Origin of the sequence: Micromonospora craterilacus (assembly GCF_003236315.1) — a bacterium.
Classification (GTDB): domain Bacteria; phylum Actinomycetota; class Actinomycetes; order Mycobacteriales; family Micromonosporaceae; genus Micromonospora; species Micromonospora craterilacus.
In genome coordinates, this window is sequence record NZ_POTY01000043.1 from 1 (window position 1) to 19,446 (window position 19,446).

Consider the following 19,446-nt stretch of genomic DNA (forward strand, 5'->3'; position numbering starts at 1 on the left):
GCGCTCTCCCTTTCCTCAGGTGGCCAGGTCCCCCGTGGTGGTGATGTGCCGGTGGTGCGGGTACCTCCTCGTCGGTGTGGGCTGGTGGGTGGGCGGTGGTCGGTGGGGCCGTACGGCCGGCGGCGGGACGGATCCGCCGGCCGTACGGCGCCGGTGGCGGGACGGGACCACCGGCGCCGCGCGGGCTACCTGGGCTCGCCCGGGGTACGCAGCCAGACGGCGGTGTCCGGCGGCAGCAGATCGTCGTCGAGCGGCCCGCTGGCGAGCAGCCGCTCGGTGTGCGGCGGTAGCGGCACCGCCTCGGCGGAGAGGTTGACCAGGCAGGTGAACCCGGGGTCACGCCGGAACGCCAGCACCCCGGCCGGGGCAGGTAGCCAGGTCATCGCGCCGTCGCCGAGCGCCGGTTCGGCCCGGCGGACGGCGATGGCGGCCCGGTACAGCTCCAGCATCGAGGCCCCGTCGCCGGCCTGCGCGGCGGCGGTGCGGTCCTTCCAGTCGGCCGGCTGGGGCAGCCAGGGCGCCGTGGTCGCGCCGTCCGGGCTGAAGCCGAACGGCGGCGTCTCGCCGGACCAGGGCAACGGGACGCGGCAGCCGTCCCGACCGGGGTCGATCCGGCCGGAACGTTCCCACATCGGGTCCTGGCGCAGCGCGTGCGGAATGTCCTCGACCTCCCAGAGGCCCAGTTCCTCGCCCTGATAGACGTACGCGGCGCCGGGCAGCGACAGCGACAGCAGCGCGGCGGCCCGGGCCCGGCGGGTGCCCAGTTCCAGGTCGGTGGGGATGCCCTCGCGCTTGGCGGCGAAGCTGAACGTGGTGTCCGCCCGGCCGTACCGGGTGACGTGCCGGGTGACGTCGTGGTTGGAGAGCACCCAGGTGGCGGGCGCACCGACCGGCGCGTGGGCACTCAGCGTGCCGTCGATGCTCTCGCGGAGCGCCACGGCGTCCCAGGCGCAGCCGAGGAAGTCGAAGTTGAACGCGGCGTGCAGCTCGTCCGGGCGCAGGTAGTTGGCAAACCGCTGCCGGTCCGGCAGCCACACCTCACCGATCAGGGCCCGGTCGCCCGGGTACGCCTCGGCGACCCGCCGCCAGTCCCGGTAGATCTCGTGCACCCCGTCGAGGTCGTGGAACGGGTGCAGCCGGTCCGGCCGGATCTCGGGCAGCGTCCCGTCCTTGACCAGCAGCCCGGCCGAGTCGATCCGGATGCCGTCCACGCCACGGTCGAACCAGAACCGCAGGATGTCCTCGAACTCGGCGCGTACCCGGGGGTGGTCCCAGTTGAAGTCGGGCTGTTCGGGGGCGAAGAGGTGCAGGTACCAGTCGCCGGGGGTGCCGTCCGGGTTGGTGGTCCGGGTCCAGGTCGGGCCGCCGAACTCGCCGACCCAGTCGGTGGGCCGTTGGTCGCCGTTCGGGCCCCGGCCCGGGCGGAACCAGAAGAGGTCCCGCTCGGGTGCGTCCGGGCCGCCGGCGAGGGCCGCCTGGAACCAGGGGTGCGCGTCGGAGCAGTGGTTCGGCACCACGTCGACGATGGTCCTGATGCCCAGCGCGTGCGCCTCCGCGATCAGCGCCTCCGCCTCGGCCAGGGTGCCGAAGACCGGGTCGATGTCGCGGTAGTCGGCCACGTCGTAGCCGGCGTCGGCCATCGGGGAGGGATACCAGGGGCTGAACCAGATCGCGTCGACGCCGAGCGCGGACAGGTGGCTCAGCCGGGACCGGATGCCGGCGATGTCGCCGATGCCGTCGCCGTTGCCGTCGGCGAAGCTACGTGGGTACACCTGGTAGATCACCGCTCCACGCCACCACGGACGACTGTCTGCTGTGGACACGAGCACCTGCTTTCTGGGTTGGGGGCTATCCCTTGAGGCCGCCGGCGGTCAGACCGGACATGATGTTCCGCTGGAAGATCAGGAAGATGATGACGGTCGGTATCGCGGCGATCACCGATGCGGCGATCACCACGTTCATCGGCGTACCGCCGGCGAAGGCGTAGATGCCGACGCTGACCGTCCGGGTCTCCGGCGACGGCATGACCAGCTTCGGCCAGAGGAAGTCCTTCCAGACCGCGGTCACGGCGAAGATCGAGACCACGCCCAGGATCGGGCGCGACATCGGCAGGATGATCGACCACAGGGTGCGCAGCGGCGTCGCCCCGTCCATCAGGGCCGCCGCCATCAGGTCCTCCGGGATCGAGTCGAAGAACCGCTTCAGCAGGAAGATGTTGAAGGCGTTGGCGACCAGGGGCAGCCAGATCGCGAACGGTGAGTCGAGCAGGCTGATGTGCACGATCGGCAGGTCGATCACGGTCACGTACTGCGGGACGATGAGGACCATCGCCGGGATCATCAGCGTGGCCAGCATCATGCCGAGGATCGCGTTGCCGAAGACCGGTCGGAGCTTCGACAGGGAGTACGCCGCGGCGGTGTCGAAGACGAGCTGGAACAGCACCGCGCCGGCCGCGTAGTAGAAGGTGTTGAACAGCAGCTTGGCGAGAGCCAGGTTGTTCCACGCGTCGGCGTAGTTCTGCCACTGCGGGTCCTGCGGGAACAGCGACGGCGGGGTCTGGGCGATCTCCTGGCCGGACTTGAGCGCGCCGGTGACCATCCAGTAGAGCGGCCCGAGGAAGACGAGCGTGAACCCGATGATCACGACGGCGAGCAGCGTCCAGTAGATCGCCCGGCCGGGCCCGCGCTGGAGCTGGGCCTGGGAGATGAGGGTCCGGGTCCCGGAGTCCTGTGCCATGGGTCGTCCCGTCCTAGTCCTGTTTCGCGGTCAGCCGCAGGTAGACGGCGGAGAAGCCGGCCAGCACCACGAGCATGATCACGCCGAGCGCCGCGGCACCGTTGAGGTCGTTCTGGAAGAAGCCGTGCTGATAGATGAGGTACGCGACCGAGGTCGCCGAGTCCTCCGCGCCCGCGCCGTTGGCGAGGATCAGCGGCTCGATGAACAGCTGCATGGTGGCGACGATCTGCAGCATCGCCAGCAGCGCGAGGATCAGCCGGGTCTGCGGGATGGTCACGTGCCGGATGCGCCGCCAGACCCCGGCGCCGTCCAGCTCGGCCGCCTCGTACAGCTCCCCCGGGATGTTCTGTAGCGCGGCCAGATAGATCAGCACCGCGCCGCCCATGTTCATCCAGGTCGACGCGATCACCATGGCCGGCATCGTCATGTCCGGGGACTGCATCCACTGCGAGGTCGGCAGGCCCAGGGCCTTGAGGATCGCGTTGAACAGCCCCGCGTCGCTGGGGTCGTACGCGTAGAACTTGAAGAGGAAGAGCGCGGAGGCGGGCGGCAGCATCACCGGCAGGTAGACCAGGATCCGGAGGTACCCCTTGGCGTGGCGGAACTCGTTCAGCAGGATCGCCACGAAGAACGGCACCGCGTACCCGAGGACGAGGGCGAGGACTGTAAAGTAGAAGGTGTTCTTCCAGGCGGTCCAGAAGCTGGGGTCGTCGAGGATCCGGAGATAGTTGTCCCAGCCGACCCAGGTGGTCTCGCCGCGCCGGGTGCGCTGGAAGCTCATCACGATGCCGCGGACCATCGGGTACCAGGAGAAGACCGCGAAGCAGAGCACCGCACCGATCAGGAACGCGTGCCCGGTGAGGTTGTCCCGAACCTTGCGGCCGAGACTGGTCCGCTGCCGGCCTGCCGGGGACGACGGTGCGGGGCGACTCGCTGCTCTGATGGCTCCTGGGGCAGAGGTGATCGCCAAGGCAACTCCTGGTGAATCGGTGACCGGACGGTGCGGCGCAGCGGGGGGTGGAGGCCGGCGCACCGGCCCCCACCCGCTCGGATCAGCCTTCGGCGGCGAGGAGCTGGTTGACCTTGTCCTCGGCCGTCTTGAGCAGCGCGTCGATGTTCGCGTTCGGGTTCGTGAGCACCCCGGACATCGCCGCGTCGAGCACCGTGTAGATCGCCTGCGCGTTGCGCGGCTCACCCTTGATCGGTACCGGGTTCGCCTCGAAGACCGCGAAGTTCGCGGTGTCGACGTTCGCGTTCGCCTTGCGCAGCTCGAGCTCCTGCTTCTGCGCCTCGGTGCCGTTGGCGAAGAGCAGCGGCTGCGGCAGGCCGACCGGGTAGTTCTGCGGCTTGGCCCGGGCGTAATCGAACTGCCCCTTGCCCGGTGTCAGCTTCTGGTACGCGACCCACTTCAGACCGGCCTTGACCTGCTCCGGGGAGAGGCCCTTCTTGAAGAAGTAGCCCTCGCCGCCACCGAGCGTCCCCTTCGCCGGGCCGTCCTGGCCGGGCAGCGGGCCCATCGCCCAGTCCTCGAACTTGCCCTGGAACTGGCTGACGATCGCCTGGGTGGTGTCGGGTGCGCCGATGAACATGCCGACCTTGCCCGCGCCGGCGTTGGTCAGCAGGTCACCCCACTGCAGCAGCTGGCGGTCGCCCATGCTGTTGTCGCCGTACCGCATGTCCTTGAGGTTCTGCAGGACCTGCTTGCCCATGGCGTTGTTGAAGTCGGCCTTCTTGCCGTCCGCGGTCAGCATCTGGCCACCCTGCGAGTAGAGCAGGGAGGTGAAGTGCCAGCCGCCGGTGTTGCCGGCGCTGTACTCCGCGTAGCCGGCGATGCCGTTGCCGAGCGCCGAGATCTTCTTGGCGGCGTCCCGGACCTCGGCCCACGTCTTGGGCGGGTTGTTCACGTCGAGCCCGGCCTGCTGGAACAGCACCTTGTTGTAGACCAGGCCCATCGAGTAGTTCTTCACCGGGACGGCGTAGAGCTTGCCGCCGTCGGTGAAGACCTCCTTGAGCGCCGGGTCGACGCTGTCCCAGGTCGGAACCGTCTCCGCGTTGGCGAACTCGGAGATGTCCATCGCCTGACCGGAGTCGAGCACCTGCTGGAGGTCGGTCATGTAGCCGTAGAACACGTCGGTCACCGTGCCGCCGGCCAGGCGGGCGGTGAAGTCCGGCGGGTTGTTGCACTGCTCGCCGACGCTGACGCTCTTGATGGCGATGTCGGTGTTCTGCCGCTCGAACTCGGCGACATCGTCGTTCCAGTTCTGCAGCAGCTCTTTCTGGGCGCCGACCGGCTGGCAGTCGACGGTGATGGTGACCTTGCCGCTCGCATCGTTCTTCGCGTCGTCGCTCTTCGTGGAGCAAGCCGTAAGGCTGAGCCCCAGGCCGGCCACGAGCGCCAACGCCGCAGCCTTCCGGTACTGCGGTACGGACATCTGTCCATCCCTTCGGGAACACGGGAGTCGCCATGAAGTTCGCTGATCCGCGGTGATCGCCACCGCCGCGATGCCCTGTTACTGATCTGCATCCGCCATGCGCCCTGACTCCCGGTAACCGCCCGGGGGCCAGGTGTGAGTGGAGTCACTGTAGCGAGGGCGACTCATTTCGGCAAGGTATCGACTTGATGATGAAAAGAAGCGACACCAGCGCGAGAAATGATGGCAGACGGCTGAAGGCCGCCCGATTCATGCCGGTTCAACCCTCATGACGCCAACGAAACGGCCGCCGACCGCGAGCAGCGGTCGACGGCCGGAGCGTCGTTCAGCAGTTGGGGAAGTCCGTCAGGCCGGTCAGCGGCCGGGGGCGGGCGCGGTGGAGCCGCGCACCACCAGTTCGGGCTCGAAGAGCAGTTCGTCGGTGAGCACTCCGCCGCCCTCGATCTGGGTGACCAGCAGGTCCACCGCCGCCTGCCCCATGGTCTCGATCGGTTGCCGCACCGTGGTCAGCGGCGGGTCGGTGCAGGTCATGAACGCGGAATCGTCGAAGCCGACCACCGACACGTCGTCGGGCACCGAACGACCGAGCCGGCGGACCGCGCGGATGGCACCCAGCGCCAGCACGTCGCTGGCGCAGATGATCCCGGTGATCCCCCGGTCGACCAGCTTCGTCGCGGCGACCCTGGCCCCCTCCATCGAGAAGCTGGAGCGCTCGACCCACTCGGTGTCCTCGGCCCAGCCGGCGACCCGACGCAGCGCGGCCAGCTTGCGCTGCGATGGGACGTGGTCCTCCGGGCCGAGCACCAGGCCGATCCGCTCGTGCCCGAGCGAACGCAGGTGGCCGTACGCCTGCTCCACCGCCACCGCGTCGTCGGTGGAGACCCGGGGGAAGCCGAGTTCGTCCACGCCCGCGTTGACCAGCACCACCGGCAGGCCCCGGTCGGTCAGCCGCCGGTAGTGCTCGTGCGAGGCGTCGGCCAGCGCGTACGACCCGCCGGCGAAGATGACCCCGGAGACCTGGTGGTCCAGCAGCATCTCGACGTACGCCGACTCGGAGACGCCGCCGATGGTCCGGGCGCACAGCGCCGGGGTGAACCCGCGCTGGGCCAGCGAGCCGGTGACCACCTCGGCGAGGGCCGGGAAGATCGGGTTCTGCAACTCGGGGAGGACCAGCCCCACCAGCCGGGCGCGTTCGCCGCGCAGCTTGCTCGGCCGCTCGTAGCCGAGCACGTCCAGCGCGGTGAGCACCGCGGTCCGGGTCGCCTCGGCCACGCCCCCGCGGCCGTTCAGCACCCGGCTCACGGTGGCCTCGCTGACGCCCGCCTTGCGGGCCACCTCCGTCAACCGTTTCGTCACGGCCGCAATCGTACGTCCTAAGGCTGCAAAAACTGAACAGCCGACTGCCGCCGATTGACGTCCGATGTCAGATCACGAGCCGAGAACGCGCAGCGCCTCGGCGACGGCCCGATGGAAGGTCGGGTACGCGTAGATCATGTGCCGGAGCTGGGCCAGCGGTACGGCACCGTGCACGGCCACCACCAGCCCCGAGAGCACCTCGCCACCGGCCGGGCCGACCGAGGTGGCCCCGATCAGCACCCCCTGGTCGGCGTCGGCGACGAGCTTGATGAAGCCGCCGTGGTCCGTCTTGTGGATCCAGCCCCGGGTGGAAGCGGACAACTGTGTGAATCCGATCTGCACGTTGATGCCGCGCTCGCGGGCCTGCTGCTCGGTGAGGCCGACCGCGCCGATCTCCGGATCGGTGAAGGTGACCCGTGGCAGCGCCCGGTAGTCGGCGCGGGGCACCGACCCGGCCGAGCCGCTCGACCCGGTGGCGGCCAGCGAACTGGCCGCGCCGACCGCGCCGCCGACCACGCTGGCGGTGCCGCTGGGATCCGCCCCACCGTCGGCCCGCCGGACATGGTCGAGCACGTCGGCGACGACGATGGACGCCTGGTACATGGCGATGTGGGTGAAGGCGCCCTCGCCGGTCACGTCGCCGACCGCCCAGATGTCCTCGGTGACGTGCAGCCGGTCGTCGACCGGCAGGTACCGCCGGCTCGCGTCGACGCCGACCGTGTCCAGCCCCAGCTCGTCGAGGTGGGCCCGGCGGCCGGTCACCACCAGCAACTGGTCGGCGGTGAACTCCTCGCCGCCGGTGCCGCGCAGGGTGAACCGGCCCGCGCCGTGCTCGACCCGGGCGGCCTTGACCCCGGTGTGGATCTCCACCCCGTCCGCCCGCAACGCGGCGGCGGCCACCTCGGACGCCTCCGGTTCCTCGACGGCGAGCACCCGGTCCGTCGCCTCGACCACGGTGACCCGTACGCCGAAGCGGGCGAACACCTGCGCCAGCTCCAACCCGATCGCCCCGCCGCCCAGCACCAGCAGCGACTCCGGCAACTCCTCGACCTCGATGGCCTCGCGGTTCGTCCAGTACGGCGTGTCGGCCAGCCCGTCGATCGGTGGCACCGACGGCCGGGTGCCGGTGCCCAGCACGATGCCGTGCCGGGCCTGGAACACCTGGTCGCCGACGCGGACCCGGCCCGGCCCGTCGAGCCGGCCGCTGCCCCGGACGAAGCGCCCGCCCTTGCCGGTGAACCGCTGCACCGCCACCCGGTCGTCCCAGTGATCGGTGGCCTCGTCGCGGATCCGCTTCGCCACCGGCGCCCAGTCGGGGCGGACCTGGGCCGTGCCGGCCAGCCCGTCGACCCGGCGTGCCTCGGCGATCGCGTTCGCCGCCCGGATCATCATCTTGCTCGGGATGCATCCCCAGTACGGGCACTCCCCGCCGACCAGGTTCCGCTCGACGCCGACCACGGTGAGCCCGGCCTCGGCGAGCCGCCCGGCCACCTCCTCGCCGCCGACCCCGAGCCCGAGCACGACCACGTCCACCAGTTCCGGCTCCGCCATGCCCGCCAGCATTCCGCACCGCCCGGTCGTCGGCCACCCGTCCACCCGGGAAGACCTCAGCGCAGCCAGACCGGGGCCGGTTCGGGCATCTCCAACGGTGGCGGATAGTCGAGGGTGCGCCGGACGCCGTCCGGCAGCCGCCACGGCTGGTGCACCGCCTTGCCGGCCACCGCGGCCAGCTCCGGCACCCACCGCCGGACGTACCCACCGTCGGGGTCGTACCGTTCGGCCTGGCGGATCGGGTTGAACCCCCGGTACGGCTTGGCGTCGTTGCCGGTGCCGGCGACCCACTGCCAGTTGCCGGAGTTGTTGGCCACGTCGCCGTCGAGCAGCCACCGGAAGTAGACCGCCAGCCCGTCGCGCCAATCCAGCCCGAGCGTCTTCGTCAGATAGCCGGCGGTGACGAGTCGGGCCCGGTTGTGCAGCCAGCCCTGCGCGCGCAGTTGCCGCATGCCGGCGTCCACGATCGGCACGCCCGTGCGGCCCTCCGCCCAACCGCTCAGCGCGTCGGCGTCGTACCGCCAGTGATCGGCCGCGCCGCGCCGGTACGCCTTTCGGGAGATGTCCGGGAAGGCGGCGGTGACCTGGTGGTAGAAGTCCCGCCAGCAGACCTGCCGGACGAACGGCGAGCCCCGGTCGCCGGCCCGGTTCGCCACCGTCAACGGCGACAGGCAGCCGAAGCGCAGGTACGGGCTGAGCCGTGAGGTGCCGCCGCCGGCCAGGTCGTCGTGCAGGTCGTCGTAGTGCCGCAGGTTGGGCAGCCAGCCGTCCAGCCGGCGCCGTGCCGCTGCCTCCCCACCGACGACGGCGTCCGGGGAGTCACCGGCCGGCAGCGCCGGCAGGCGCCCGACCGGCACCCGGTCCGGCAGCACCACCCGCGACGGCGCGGCCAGTTCGTCCCGCCACCGCTGCCCGCTCCAGGCCCGGTGGTACGGGCCGAACACCCGGTAGTGGTCGCCGCCGCCCGGCGTCAGCTCCCCTGGCTCGACCACCGTCAGCCCGGGAAAGAACCGCAGGTGCAGCCGGTGCCGCTCGCACTCGGCGCGCAACCGCCGGGCTCGGCGCTCGGCGTACCGGGAGACGTCGGCACTGAGTGCAACCCCCTCGGCGCCCACCTCGCCGGCCAGCCGGATTGTCTCGGCCACCGGGTCGCCGTGCCGGAGCACCAGGTCGCCGCCGAGCCCGCGCAGCTCGGCCCGGAGCGCGGCGAGGCACTGGTGCAGGAACCGGGTCCGGTTGGGCGACAGCCCGGCCAGCGCCGGGTCCAGCACGTACAGCGGCACCACCCGGTCGAACGCCGCGCAGCTGGTGGCCAGCGCGGGGTGGTCGTGCATCCGCAGGTCGCGGGTGAACAGCACGACCGCGGTACGCCCGGTCATCGCACTGTCGGCCCGGGCACCGTGACCGGTGTGCCGCTTGGGGTGAACAGGGCCCGGCCGGCCACCGAGATCCGTCGCCGCTGCGGCACGGTGGCCCGCCGGACGAACACGTCGTAGTCCTGGGCGGCCACCACGTCGAGGATCCCACCGTAGAGCGCGTACGCGGTGCGGATGCAGGACTGCGAGGCGGAGTCGAGCAGGACCACCCCCGGTGCGGCGGCGGCGTAGTGCGCCCGGGCCCGGGTGACCTCGAACCGGATCAGCTCGCGCACCGGTTCGGTGGCCCGGCCGGCGGCCCGGCAGCCCGCCAGGTCGTCCCGGGTCACCCCGAAGGCGGCCAGGTCCTCGTCCGGCAGGTACGTCCGGCCCCGGTCCAGGTCCTCGGCCACGTCCCGGATGAAGTTGGTGAGCTGGAACGCGAAGCCGAGTTGGCGGGCCGGCTCCCGGGCCGCCACCGGGTCGGAACTGCCGAGGATGGGCAGCATCATGGTGCCGATGACCGCGGCCGAGCCCTCCATGTAGTCCAGCAGTTGACCGTAGCTGCGGTACGACGCCACGGTCAGGTCCATCGCCATGCTCTTGAGGAACGCGGCGAAGTCCTTCCGGTCCAGATCGAAGACGGCGATGGTGTGCAGCACCGCCGGCAGCAGCGGGTCGTCGACCCGCTCGCCGTGCAGCCCGGCGACGAACCGCCCGCCCCAGTCGTCGAGCCGGGCCGCGCGGGCGGCCGGTGGCAGCGCCTCCGTCCGGTCGACGATCTCGTCTGCGTACCGGGTGAATCCGTAGAGGGCGTGGACATGCCGCCGTTTCCATGCGGGCAGCAGACGGGTGGCGAGATAGTAGGTGCGGCCATGACGTCTGTGCAGCTCACGGCACCGGTCGTAGGCAGCGGTGAGGTCCAGGTCCACCAACCCTCCTCGATATCGACGCACCAATCGACGCAACTTGAAACCTTAGGGTACGCTCGGCCGCATGGCCAACGACCAGCTAGCAGGTAACCTCCTTCGCGTGGTGCCTGAGCAGCCGGTCGGCGCAGACGAGCCGATCCGGGCCGTTCTGGCCGAGTACACCCGCGATCTCGTCACGGCCGTCGACCAGACCCTGGCCGAGTTCCTGGCCGCCGAGGTCGACACACTGACCGAAATCGACGCGGCGATGGGCTCCTTCGCCGCCACCGCGCGCGACTGCGTCCTTGCCGGCGGCAAGCGGGTCCGCCCGACGTTCGCCTACTGGGGATGGCGCGGCGCGGTCGGCGGGGACGAGCCGGTCGGCCCGGTGCTGCCCGCACTGGCCACGTTGGAGCTGCTGCACACGTTCGCGCTCGTCCACGACGACGTGATGGACTCCTCCGCCACCCGCCGGGGCCGGCCGACCGCGCACGTGGCGATGGCCGCCCAGCACGCCGCCGCCGGGCGCAGCGGCGACTCCGGCCGCTTCGGCGAGGCGGTCGCGGTGCTGATCGGCGACCTCTGCATGGTCTGGGCCGACCAGTTGCTGGCCCGCACCGCGCTGCCCCCGACCCGGCTGCTGGAGGTGCGGCGCGGCTACGACCAGATGCGGGTGGAGACGGTGGCCGGGCAGTACCTCGACATCCTCGGCGAGGCCGACCCGGCGAACTGGTCGGTCGACCGGGCGCTGCGGGTGGCCCGCTACAAGACCGCCAGCTACACCGTCCAGCGGCCACTGCTGTTCGGTGCCAGCCTGGCCGGCGTCGACCACGACGCCCCGCTGATCGCCGCGTACACCCGCTACGGCCTCTCCGTCGGCGAGGCGTTCCAGCTCCGCGACGACCTGCTCGGCGTCTACGGCGACCCGACCACCACCGGCAAGCCGGCCGGCGACGACCTACGCACCGGCAAGCCGACCGCGCTGCTCATGCTGGCCCGGGAGCTGGCCACCCCGGCCCAGCGCCGGGCCCTCGACGGCACCGACATCCGCGCCGACGCCCCGGAGATCGCCCGGCTGGCCGAGGTGGTGGTCGACACCGGTGCGGTCGACCGGATCGAGCGGATGATCGACGAGCGGGTCGACGACGCCCTGACCACGCTGGCCGCCGTAGCCGTCGACGAGACCGCGCGCACCGCGCTGGTCGGTCTCGCCACCGCGGCCACCCACCGGCGGGCCTGATGGGCGCATCGCGTGACAGCCGGGAAACTCCGGGGCGAGAGGTGGTCGCCGGTGCGGACCGTTGACGGGCGTACCGATCGGGTGGTGATCGTCGGGGCCGGCCTCGGCGGCCTGGCCTGCGCGCTGCATCTGGCCGGCAGCGGCCGGCAGGTGACCGTGCTGGAACGCGAGCCGGTGCCGGGTGGGCGGGCCGGCCGGCTCAGCGTCGACGGCTACGAGTTCGACACCGGCCCGACCGTGCTCACCATGCCCGACCTCATCGCCGAGGCGCTCGCCGCGGTCGGTGAGGAGCTGTCCGACTGGCTCGACCTGGTCCCGCTCGACCCGGCCTACCGCGCCTACTACCCGGACGGGTCCACGCTCGACGTGATCACCGACACCGCCCGGATGGCGGCGGAGATATCTCGGGTCTGCGGGCCCCGGGAAGCCGACGGCTACCTGCGGTTCGTCGACTTCGCCCGCAACCTGTGGCGGCTGGAGCGGGCCGACTTCATCGAGCGCAACCTCGACGCGCCCACCGACCTGCTCACCGCCAACCTGCTCCGGCTGGTGGCCACCGGGGCCTTCCGCCGGCTCCAGACCAAGATCGACCAGTTCTTCCGGGACCCGCGCACCCGGCGGATCTTCTCCTTCCAGGCGATGTACGCCGGCCTCGCGCCGCACGACGCGCTGGCCATCTACGCGGTCATCGCGTACCTCGACTCGGTGCAGGGGGTCTACTTCCCGCGCGGCGGCATCCACGCGGTCTCCCGGGGCCTGGCCGGTGCCGCCGAGAAGCACGGCGTACGGATCCGGTATGGCACCACGGTGACCCGGGTGGAGACCGCGAACGGTCGGGCCACCGGAGTGCTCACCGCCGACGGCGAGTTCGTCCCGGCCGACGCGGTGGTGCTCAACCCCGACCTGCCGGTGGCCTACCGCGACCTGCTCCCGCCGGCCCGTCAGCGCCGGCTGACCTACTCGCCGTCGTGCGTCGTCCTGCACGTCGGCTCGACCCAGGGGTATGGCCGGATCGCGCACCACAACATCCACTTCGGGCGGTCGTGGCAGGGCACCTTCGACGAGGTCATCCGGCGTGGCGAGCTGATGAGCGACCCGTCCCTGCTGGTCACCAACCCGAGCCGGACCGACCCGGCGGTGGCACCCGCCGGCCGGCACACCTACTACGTGCTCGCTCCGGTGCCCAACCTCGACCGGGCGCCGTTCGACTGGCGCGGCGACCTGACCGCCCGCTACACCGACCGCCTGGTGTCCACCCTCGAGGGCCGGGGCTACGTCGGCTTCGGCGCGGGCGTCGAGGTGCTCCGGGCGGTCACCCCCGCCGAGTGGGCGGAGCAGGGCATGGCGGCCGGCACGCCCTTCGCCTCCGCGCACACCCTGTTCCAGACGGGCCCGTTCCGGCCGTCGAACCTGCACCGGTCACTGGCCAACGTGGTCTTCGTCGGCTCGGGCACCCAGCCCGGCGTCGGGGTCCCGATGGTGCTCATCTCCGGCAAGCTCGCCGCCGGCCGCATCACGAACGGAGGGCGGCGCTGATGTCCCTGTCGCGGGAGGGTCACCTGGTCGAACTGGTCGACGACGCGGGTCGCCCGGTCGGCGAGACCACGGTGGCCGCCGCCCACCAGCCGCCCGGTCAGTTGCACCGGGCGTTCTCCGTGCTGCTCGTCGCGCCGGATGGTCGGGTCTTGCTCCAGCGCCGCGCCGCGGTGAAGACCCGCTTCCCGCTGCGCTGGGCGAACGCCTGCTGCGGCCACCCACTGCCCGGTGAGCCCCTGGCCGAGGCCGCCAACCGCCGGCTTCAGGAGGAACTGGGCGCCGACCCCGTGCCGCTGACCGAGGTCGGGGTCTATGTCTACCGCGCCGAGGACCCGGCCACCGGGCGGGTCGAGGTCGAGTACGACCATGTCCTGTGCGGCGAGTTCCAGCCGGGCGCGCAGCTTCGCCCCGAGCCGGCGGAGGTCGCCGAGCTGCGCTGGGTGGACCTGGCGACGCTGATCGCCGAGCTCGACGTCGATCCCGACGCGTACGCGCCGTGGCTGGGCGGGGTGGTGGACCGGCTGCTGCACCCGTCGGACCCGGCCGGGCTGCCCGTTGGTGACGCCTCGGAGCGGTCGGGTGGCCGATGAGGCGCTGAGCGCGGGGGCCGTCGCCCGGCGACTGGGCGTCGCGGTGACCACGCTGCGCACCTGGCATCAGCGGTACGGGCTCGGGCCCAGCCAGCACGTCCCGGGGCACCACCGGCGCTACACCGTGGGCGACCTGGCCCGGCTGGAGGTCATGCGGCGACTCACCGCCGAGGGGGTCAGCCCGGCCGAGGCGGCCCGCTGGGCTCGGCAGGCACCCGACACGGTCCCCGACGGCAGCACCCGGGCCCGGTCGAGGAACGCCCGCGACGGCGGTGGCACGACCATCCCGGTCGGCCGCGCCGGACCGGCGGCCCGGGGGCTGGCCCGGGCCGCGATGCGGCTGGACGCGGCGGCGATCAGCGAGACGATCTCCCGCACCATCGCCACCGACGGGGTCGTCGGCACCTGGGACCGGCTGCTGCGTCCGGTGCTCGTCGGCATCGGCGAGCGGCACGCCGCGACCGCCGCGCTGATCGAGGTCGAGCACCTGGTGTCCCGGTGCGTCTCCACGGCGTTCGCCGCGGTCACCGCAGCCCGGCCCGCCCCCGGTCCGCCCCGCATCCTGCTCTCCTGTGCCGACGAGGAGCAGCACAGCCTGCCGCTGGAGGCGCTGGCCGCGGCCCTCGCCGAGGTCGGCGTCGGCCACCGGATCCTCGGTGCCCGGGTGCCGCTGACCGCCCTGCTGGACGCGGTCGGCCGGACCGGGCCGGCCGCCGTGGTGGTCTGGTCGCACACTCGGGTCACCGCCGACCCGGCCCAGCTCACCGCCCTGCTCACCGCGCCCCGCCGACCGCTGCTGGTGCTCGCCGCCGGGCCGGGCTGGCAGGCCGACGCGCTGCCCGCCGGAGTGGTGCGCCCGCTCGACCTGGCCGAGGCGGTCTCGCTCGCCGTGACCATCCGCGACTCGCTGGACCGTCCGGCCGCGTCCTGAGCGCTCGGCCGGGGTCGGGTCGCGAGGCGAGTTCCCCGGCCGCGAGGGCGAGGTCCCGGTCACACGACGGGGTCCGGAGCGGTCGGTTCGGCACGGAGGGCGGTCGCCGCCTGACCCGCCGTGGACCCACCTAAAAGGGATGAACTAGCGTCAGGTTTGTCCGCGTAACCCGAACCCCTCTCGGGAGCGAACGATGCGTACTCGTGCTCTGCTCGCCTGCGCCACGGGACTGGTCCTGCTGGTCGCCGGCTGCGGCGGTGGCGGCGGAGGCGGCAGCTCGCCGCAGCCCAGCGCCGTGCCCAGCCCGGCCAGTCCACCGCCCTCGGCCGCCCTGCCGCCGGAGGCGGCCCCGTCGCCGACACCCACCCGGCCGCCGAAAACCCCGCTGCGGGCGTTGCCGGCCAAACTGCCGGCCGGCCTGGTCCGCACCACCGGAGTCGAGCAGGTGGCGCTCACCTTCGACGACGGGCCGGACCCGGCCTGGACGCCGAAGGTGCTGGACCGGTTGAAGGCGGCCAAGGTCAAGGCGACCTTCTGCGTGGTGGGCACCCAGGTCCGCAAGCACCCCGAACTGGTCCGGCGGATCGTCCGGGAGGGCCACCAGCTCTGCAACCACAGCTGGAACCACGATCTCGACCTGGCCCGGCGGCCGGTCGCCGAGATCCGCGCCGATCTGGTCCGCACGAACAAGGAGATCCGGCGGGCGGTACCGGACGCGGAGGTGCCGTTCTACCGGCAGCCGGGTGGCCGGTGGACCGCCGAGGTGGTACGGGTCGCGAAACAGCTCGACATGCGGTCGCTGCACTGGACGGTCGACCCACAGGACTGGGCCAAGCCGACGGCCGCCACGATCCGGAAGCGGGTGAAGCGCTCCGCCCGACCCGGTGCGGTGGTGCTGCTGCACGACGGAGGCGGCGACCGGTCCGCCACGCTCGCCGCCTGCCCGAAGTTGATCGCCGCCCTGAAGCGCGACCACGGCGTCACCAAGCTCCACTAGAACCGTTCTGACCTGCGGCTTTACGGGGCCTTGTGGCTGGGGCCATACCGGTTTGGTCGTCCGGTGCCACATCACGTATGCTTTCCAAGCCTCCGGCGGGGCCGGATGGGAGCAAGTCCGCTCAACGTTGCGAGTGTGCAATGATGGCGGGGCCGCCCTCATCGTCTAGCGGCCCAGGACGCCGCCCTTTCAAGGCGGTAGCACGGGTTCGAATCCCGTTGGGGGCACGGTCCGGCTTCGGCCGGATGCAACAACAGCTAGGTCCTGTGGAGCAGTTGGAGTGCTCGCCGCCCTGTCAAGGCGGAGGTCGCGGGTTCAAGTCCCGTCAGGACCGCAAGCGCTGACGCCGCGCACCACGCGCGGCGTTCCGCGTATCGGGGCATGTGACCCATCCGGCAGTGATCCCGTCGGCCGGGTAGCATGAGTCCGAGCACCAAGGCCAGGTAGCTCAGTTGGTACGAGCGTCCGACTGAAAATCGGAAGGTCGGCGGTTCGACCCCGCCCCTGGCCACATAGCCTTTCGCCGGGCTTAGCAACGCCGACCAGCGATTCGCCGGTCGGCGTTTTGCTTTCGGCATGACCGGGCCGAGTCGGCCCCTTGAGCGCGACGGCGGCTGGCCCCGGTAGGCCCTAGAGTCTCCAGCATGGTCGAGCCCGCCTACCTGGCCGCCGTTCGCGAGTCGTACGACACGGTCGCCGAGGAGTACGTCCGGATCGTGCCGGACCGGTTCGCGGGGGATGCGCTGGGCCGCGGGATGCTGGCCGCGTTCGCCGAGCTGGTGCGGGCCAACGGCGAGCGGCCGGTGGCCGACCTCGGGTGCGGCCCCGGCCACGTGACCGCCCACCTGGCCGCGCTCGGTGTGCCGGTGTTCGGTGTCGATCTCGCCCCGAAGATGGTGGAGATCGCCCGCCGGAGGTACCCGACCCTGCGGTTCGAGGTCGGCTCCATGACCGGGCTGGATCTCCCCGACGGGCACCTCGGCGGCATCGTCGCCTGGTGGTCGATCTTCCACCTGCCTCGGGAGGCGCTGCCGGCGGTGTTCGCGGAGTTCCATCGGACGCTGACCCCGGGCGGCAGCCTGTTGGTCGGTTTCCACGTCGGCGACGAGGACCTTCATCCCGAGCACGCGTACGGCCACCCGGTTTCCTACCGTGCCTATCTGTCGCCGCCCGACGTCATCTCCGATCTGCTGCACCAGGCTGGCCTGGTCGTCGCCGCACGGTTGATCCAGGAGCCCGTCCCGGGCCAGAAGCGGCCGCAGGCCTGCCTCCTGGCCGGCAAACCCGGACGGTCCTAGCGCTGCGTTCGGTAAGCGTTACCGAAAGCTGCGTACCCGGGCATCAGCCGGTATGGTCCGGGCCTATGGGACAGGGGATGGCCGATCCGACCGACATCCAACAGGATCACGAACGGTTCGCGCTCCGCAGCACCCTGCTCGTCCCCGCGTCCGCAGCGCAGGCGTACGACGTGTTCACCGGGAACCTCGCCGACTGGTGGGTGACCGAGTACACCTGGTCCGGGCCGGCCCTGCTCGCCGAGTTGGGCATGGAGCCCCGGGCCGGCGGGATGCTCTACGAAGTCGGCCCCTACGGCTTCCGCAACGACTGGGGACGGGTGCTGACCTGGGACCCGCCCCGCCGACTGGTCTTCACCTGGCAGATCGGCCCGGACCGCGCACCGGTGCCCGATCCGGCGCGGGCCAGCGAGGTCGAGGTGCTCTTCACTCCCGACGGGCCCGGCACGCTGGTCGAGGTCGCGCACCGGCACTTCGACCGGCACGGCACCGCCGCGGAGGGCTACCGGCAGGCGCTGACCGCCGGCTGGCACGAGCTGCTCTCCCGGTACGCCGCAACACTGATCCACAGCCCGGCATGAGGCGCCCGGGCCGGGTCGCCGCGCCGGCCGGCGGCGACGGTCAGGCGGCCCGGTGGCGCAGCGTGGCCACGGTCGAACCGGCGAGGGTGAGCAGGCACTCCGGCAACAGCCCGTCCGCCGCCGCCGCACCGAACAGCGCCTCGGCGGTGTCGAGGTCGGCGTTGGCGTACGCGCTGACGAAGCGGGCCACCCACCGGGCGTCGTACTCAGCCTGGTCGATGCCGGGAAAGTCGAGGGCACAGGCCCCGGGCGGGACCGGATCGCCGACCATCGTCGCGGCCAGGCACCACGCCACCCCGTACGCGCCGGCGAGGCCGGCCCGGTCGACGACCGCGTCGAAGGTTCCCACCACCGCGTCGGGGTCCCCGTCGAGCGCCGAGCGGAGGATGGCAGTGGCGTCGTCGAGCGTCTGCTGTGGCGAGTCAGTCACCCAACGCACGGTAGGGGTGCCGGTCAAGGAGCCACCTTTGACTACTCTCCGTACATGACGGAGGCGACCTGCGGATAGACCGGCCTCCACGCTCCCACCGCCCAGCGTGGCACGTTAGTCTGCGCAGCGGACCTTCGCCGGAGGAAGGACGACAATGCACATGTCACGCGGGTCGCGGACAGCCATCGTGGCTGCCTGCGCCACGGCCCTGCTCGCCACCAGCGCCTGCGGGAACGACCAGCCCGAGGAGGCGAACACCCAACAGGTGCGCCTCTACGGCACCGACGGCAACATGAACAACTCGTACCCGGACGAGTTGGCGGATCGGGCCGAGCTGGTCAACGGCATGAAGGGCACCACGCCGCTCACACCGCTGCCGGAGGACTTCAAGAAACGGCTACTGTCCGTGGACCCGGAGCTGAACGGCTTCCTCTACGCCGCCGAGTCGTACGACGCGGTGGTGATCAGCGCGCTCGCGGCGCAGCTCGCCGGCACCACCGACCCGGCCGCCATCGCCAAGCAGATCGTCGGCGTCACCAACGGCGGAACCCGCTGCACGACGGTGTCCCAGTGCCTGCGGCTGGCCCGCAACGGTCAGGACATCGAGTACCGCAGCGTCTCGATCACCCGGGCCGGCTTCACGGACGCGGGCGAGCCGGCCACCGCCAGCTACGCCACGCAGCACTTCGACGGGCAGCAGCTCAACGACGCCAAGTCGGAGTTCGTCGGTGCCGGCGACGAATCGGCGGCGAGCACGAAGGCACCGCCGAAGGGCAGGAAGCAGTCCGTCGCTCCGTCGAGCGACGCGCCGCTCGTTCTCGGTGGCCTGCTGCCCAAGACCGGTGACCTGGCGCTGGCCTATCCGCCGCTGGGCGCCGGTGCGGCGCTGGCGATCAAGGAGATCAACGCCGCCGGTGGGGTGCTCGGCGAGGACGTGGTCTGGATCGACGGCGACGACGGCACCAACCCGACGGTCGCCAAGGCGACCGTGGCCAGCCACATCGACGCCGGCGTACACGTCATCATCGGAGCCGGTGCCTCCGGAATCTCCGCCGCGGTGCTGCCCGACGTGGTGGAGGCCGGCCTGGTCCTGTTCTCCCCGTCGAACACCGCCGCGAGCCTGACCACGGCAGACGACGAGGGTTTCTACTTCCGCACCGCACCGCCGGACGGCCTCCAGGGCAGGGCGCTGGCCGACGTGATCCTCCGGGACGGACCGCAGAAGATCGCGATCGTGGCGCGTAAGGACTCCTACGGCGAGGGCCTCCAGGACATCGTCCGGGCCGAGCTGGAGCGGGCCGGCTTCGGTGGCGACAAGGTGAAGCTGCTCGGCTACGAGCCCGGCGAGGGCACCGAGCCGCCGCCGATCAACTTCAGCGACGGCGCCAGGCAGATCAAGGCGTTCGGCGCCGACGCCGTGCTGATCATCGGCTTCAGCGAGTCCGCCGAGGTGATCAGGGCACTCGCGGACGCCAAGGTGCCGCTGGCGGCGCTGGCCCGCTGAC

At 71.8% G+C, this 19,446-nt stretch carries 17 protein-coding genes and 3 tRNA genes; 11 read left to right on the forward strand and 9 right to left on the reverse strand.

The genetic code is table 11. The annotated features are described in order from the left end of the window. Positions 1–185 precede the first annotated feature (185 nt). The 8 genes from C1I95_RS09705 to C1I95_RS09740 form a co-directional block, all read right to left on the reverse strand. Entirely contained in the window at positions 186–1,823 is a 1,638-nt protein-coding gene (locus tag C1I95_RS09705; RefSeq protein WP_111213483.1) for a glycoside hydrolase family 13 protein, read from the reverse strand. 25 nt (positions 1,824–1,848) lie between these two features. Then, positions 1,849–2,736: a carbohydrate ABC transporter permease gene (locus tag C1I95_RS09710; protein ID WP_111213456.1), complete on the reverse strand. Its 888-nt coding sequence runs from the start codon at positions 2,734–2,736 to the stop codon at positions 1,849–1,851. Between the two features lie 13 nt (positions 2,737–2,749). Next, the gene (locus tag C1I95_RS09715) at positions 2,750–3,706 is read right to left on the reverse strand and encodes a carbohydrate ABC transporter permease (protein WP_111213457.1); all 957 of its coding nucleotides are present in this window, start codon (positions 3,704–3,706) and stop codon (positions 2,750–2,752) included. 82 nt (positions 3,707–3,788) lie between these two features. Beyond that, positions 3,789–5,168, reverse strand: coding sequence for an ABC transporter substrate-binding protein (locus C1I95_RS09720; RefSeq protein WP_111213458.1), 1,380 nt, complete (start codon positions 5,166–5,168; stop codon positions 3,789–3,791). Positions 5,169–5,522: 354 nt separating this feature from the next. After that, a complete protein-coding gene (locus C1I95_RS09725; RefSeq protein WP_111213459.1) occupies positions 5,523–6,524 on the reverse strand; it encodes a LacI family DNA-binding transcriptional regulator in 1,002 nt (333 codons plus the stop codon). Positions 6,525–6,596: 72 nt separating this feature from the next. Continuing rightward, positions 6,597–8,075 carry a dihydrolipoyl dehydrogenase family protein gene (locus C1I95_RS09730; RefSeq protein ID WP_111213484.1) on the reverse strand — a complete coding sequence of 493 codons (1,479 nt, stop codon included), beginning with the start codon at positions 8,073–8,075 and terminating at the stop codon, positions 6,597–6,599. Between the two features lie 56 nt (positions 8,076–8,131). Further along, positions 8,132–9,454, reverse strand: a complete 1,323-nt coding sequence (locus C1I95_RS09735; RefSeq protein WP_111213460.1) for a cryptochrome/photolyase family protein — start codon at positions 9,452–9,454, stop codon at positions 8,132–8,134. Beyond that, a complete protein-coding gene (locus C1I95_RS09740; RefSeq protein WP_111213461.1) occupies positions 9,451–10,362 on the reverse strand; it encodes a phytoene/squalene synthase family protein in 912 nt (303 codons plus the stop codon). The genes C1I95_RS09735 and C1I95_RS09740 overlap by 4 nt, the downstream gene beginning before the upstream one ends. A gap of 64 nt (positions 10,363–10,426) precedes the next feature. Here C1I95_RS09740 and C1I95_RS09745 point away from each other — a divergent pair, with 64 nt between their 5' ends. The 10 genes from C1I95_RS09745 to C1I95_RS09790 all read left to right on the forward strand — a co-directional run bounded on the left by C1I95_RS09745 (position 10,427) and on the right by C1I95_RS09790 (position 17,511). Continuing rightward, positions 10,427–11,581: a polyprenyl synthetase family protein gene (locus C1I95_RS09745; RefSeq protein ID WP_111213462.1), complete on the forward strand. Its 1,155-nt coding sequence runs from the start codon at positions 10,427–10,429 to the stop codon at positions 11,579–11,581. A 51-nt stretch (positions 11,582–11,632) separates the two neighbouring features. Next, positions 11,633–13,117, forward strand: coding sequence for a phytoene desaturase family protein (gene crtI / locus C1I95_RS09750; protein ID WP_111213463.1), 1,485 nt, complete (start codon positions 11,633–11,635; stop codon positions 13,115–13,117). Further along, positions 13,117–13,707: an isopentenyl-diphosphate Delta-isomerase gene (gene idi, locus C1I95_RS09755; protein WP_111213464.1), complete on the forward strand. Its 591-nt coding sequence runs from the start codon at positions 13,117–13,119 to the stop codon at positions 13,705–13,707. The genes crtI and idi overlap by 1 nt, the downstream gene beginning before the upstream one ends. Then, positions 13,697–14,638: a MerR family transcriptional regulator gene (locus C1I95_RS09760; protein ID WP_111213465.1), complete on the forward strand. Its 942-nt coding sequence runs from the start codon at positions 13,697–13,699 to the stop codon at positions 14,636–14,638. The genes idi and C1I95_RS09760 overlap by 11 nt, the downstream gene beginning before the upstream one ends. A gap of 193 nt (positions 14,639–14,831) precedes the next feature. Further along, positions 14,832–15,635, forward strand: coding sequence for a polysaccharide deacetylase family protein (locus tag C1I95_RS09765; protein ID WP_111213466.1), 804 nt, complete (start codon positions 14,832–14,834; stop codon positions 15,633–15,635). Positions 15,636–15,789: 154 nt separating this feature from the next. Continuing rightward, a tRNA-Glu gene (locus C1I95_RS09770) sits at positions 15,790–15,862 on the forward strand. A 33-nt stretch (positions 15,863–15,895) separates the two neighbouring features. Beyond that, positions 15,896–15,969: transfer RNA gene (locus C1I95_RS09775), tRNA-Asp, on the forward strand. Positions 15,970–16,072: 103 nt separating this feature from the next. Then, a tRNA-Phe gene (locus tag C1I95_RS09780) sits at positions 16,073–16,146 on the forward strand. Between the two features lie 133 nt (positions 16,147–16,279). Further along, complete coding sequence (locus C1I95_RS09785; protein ID WP_111213467.1) at positions 16,280–16,933, forward strand: class I SAM-dependent DNA methyltransferase; 654 nt, start codon at positions 16,280–16,282, stop codon at positions 16,931–16,933. A gap of 65 nt (positions 16,934–16,998) precedes the next feature. Further along, positions 16,999–17,511 (forward strand): SRPBCC family protein, encoded by a 513-nt coding sequence (locus tag C1I95_RS09790; RefSeq protein ID WP_111213468.1) that lies wholly within the window; start codon positions 16,999–17,001, stop codon positions 17,509–17,511. A gap of 40 nt (positions 17,512–17,551) precedes the next feature. On the opposite strand, the gene C1I95_RS09795 is transcribed toward C1I95_RS09790, so the two are convergent. Next, on the reverse strand, positions 17,552–17,941 hold the full coding sequence (locus C1I95_RS09795) for a hypothetical protein (RefSeq protein WP_111213469.1): 390 nt from the start codon (positions 17,939–17,941) through the stop codon (positions 17,552–17,554). A 154-nt stretch (positions 17,942–18,095) separates the two neighbouring features. Here C1I95_RS09795 and C1I95_RS09800 point away from each other — a divergent pair, with 154 nt between their 5' ends. Then, positions 18,096–19,445 carry an ABC transporter substrate-binding protein gene (locus C1I95_RS09800; protein WP_111213470.1) on the forward strand — a complete coding sequence of 450 codons (1,350 nt, stop codon included), beginning with the start codon at positions 18,096–18,098 and terminating at the stop codon, positions 19,443–19,445. The last annotated feature ends 1 nt before the right edge of the window (position 19,446 follow it).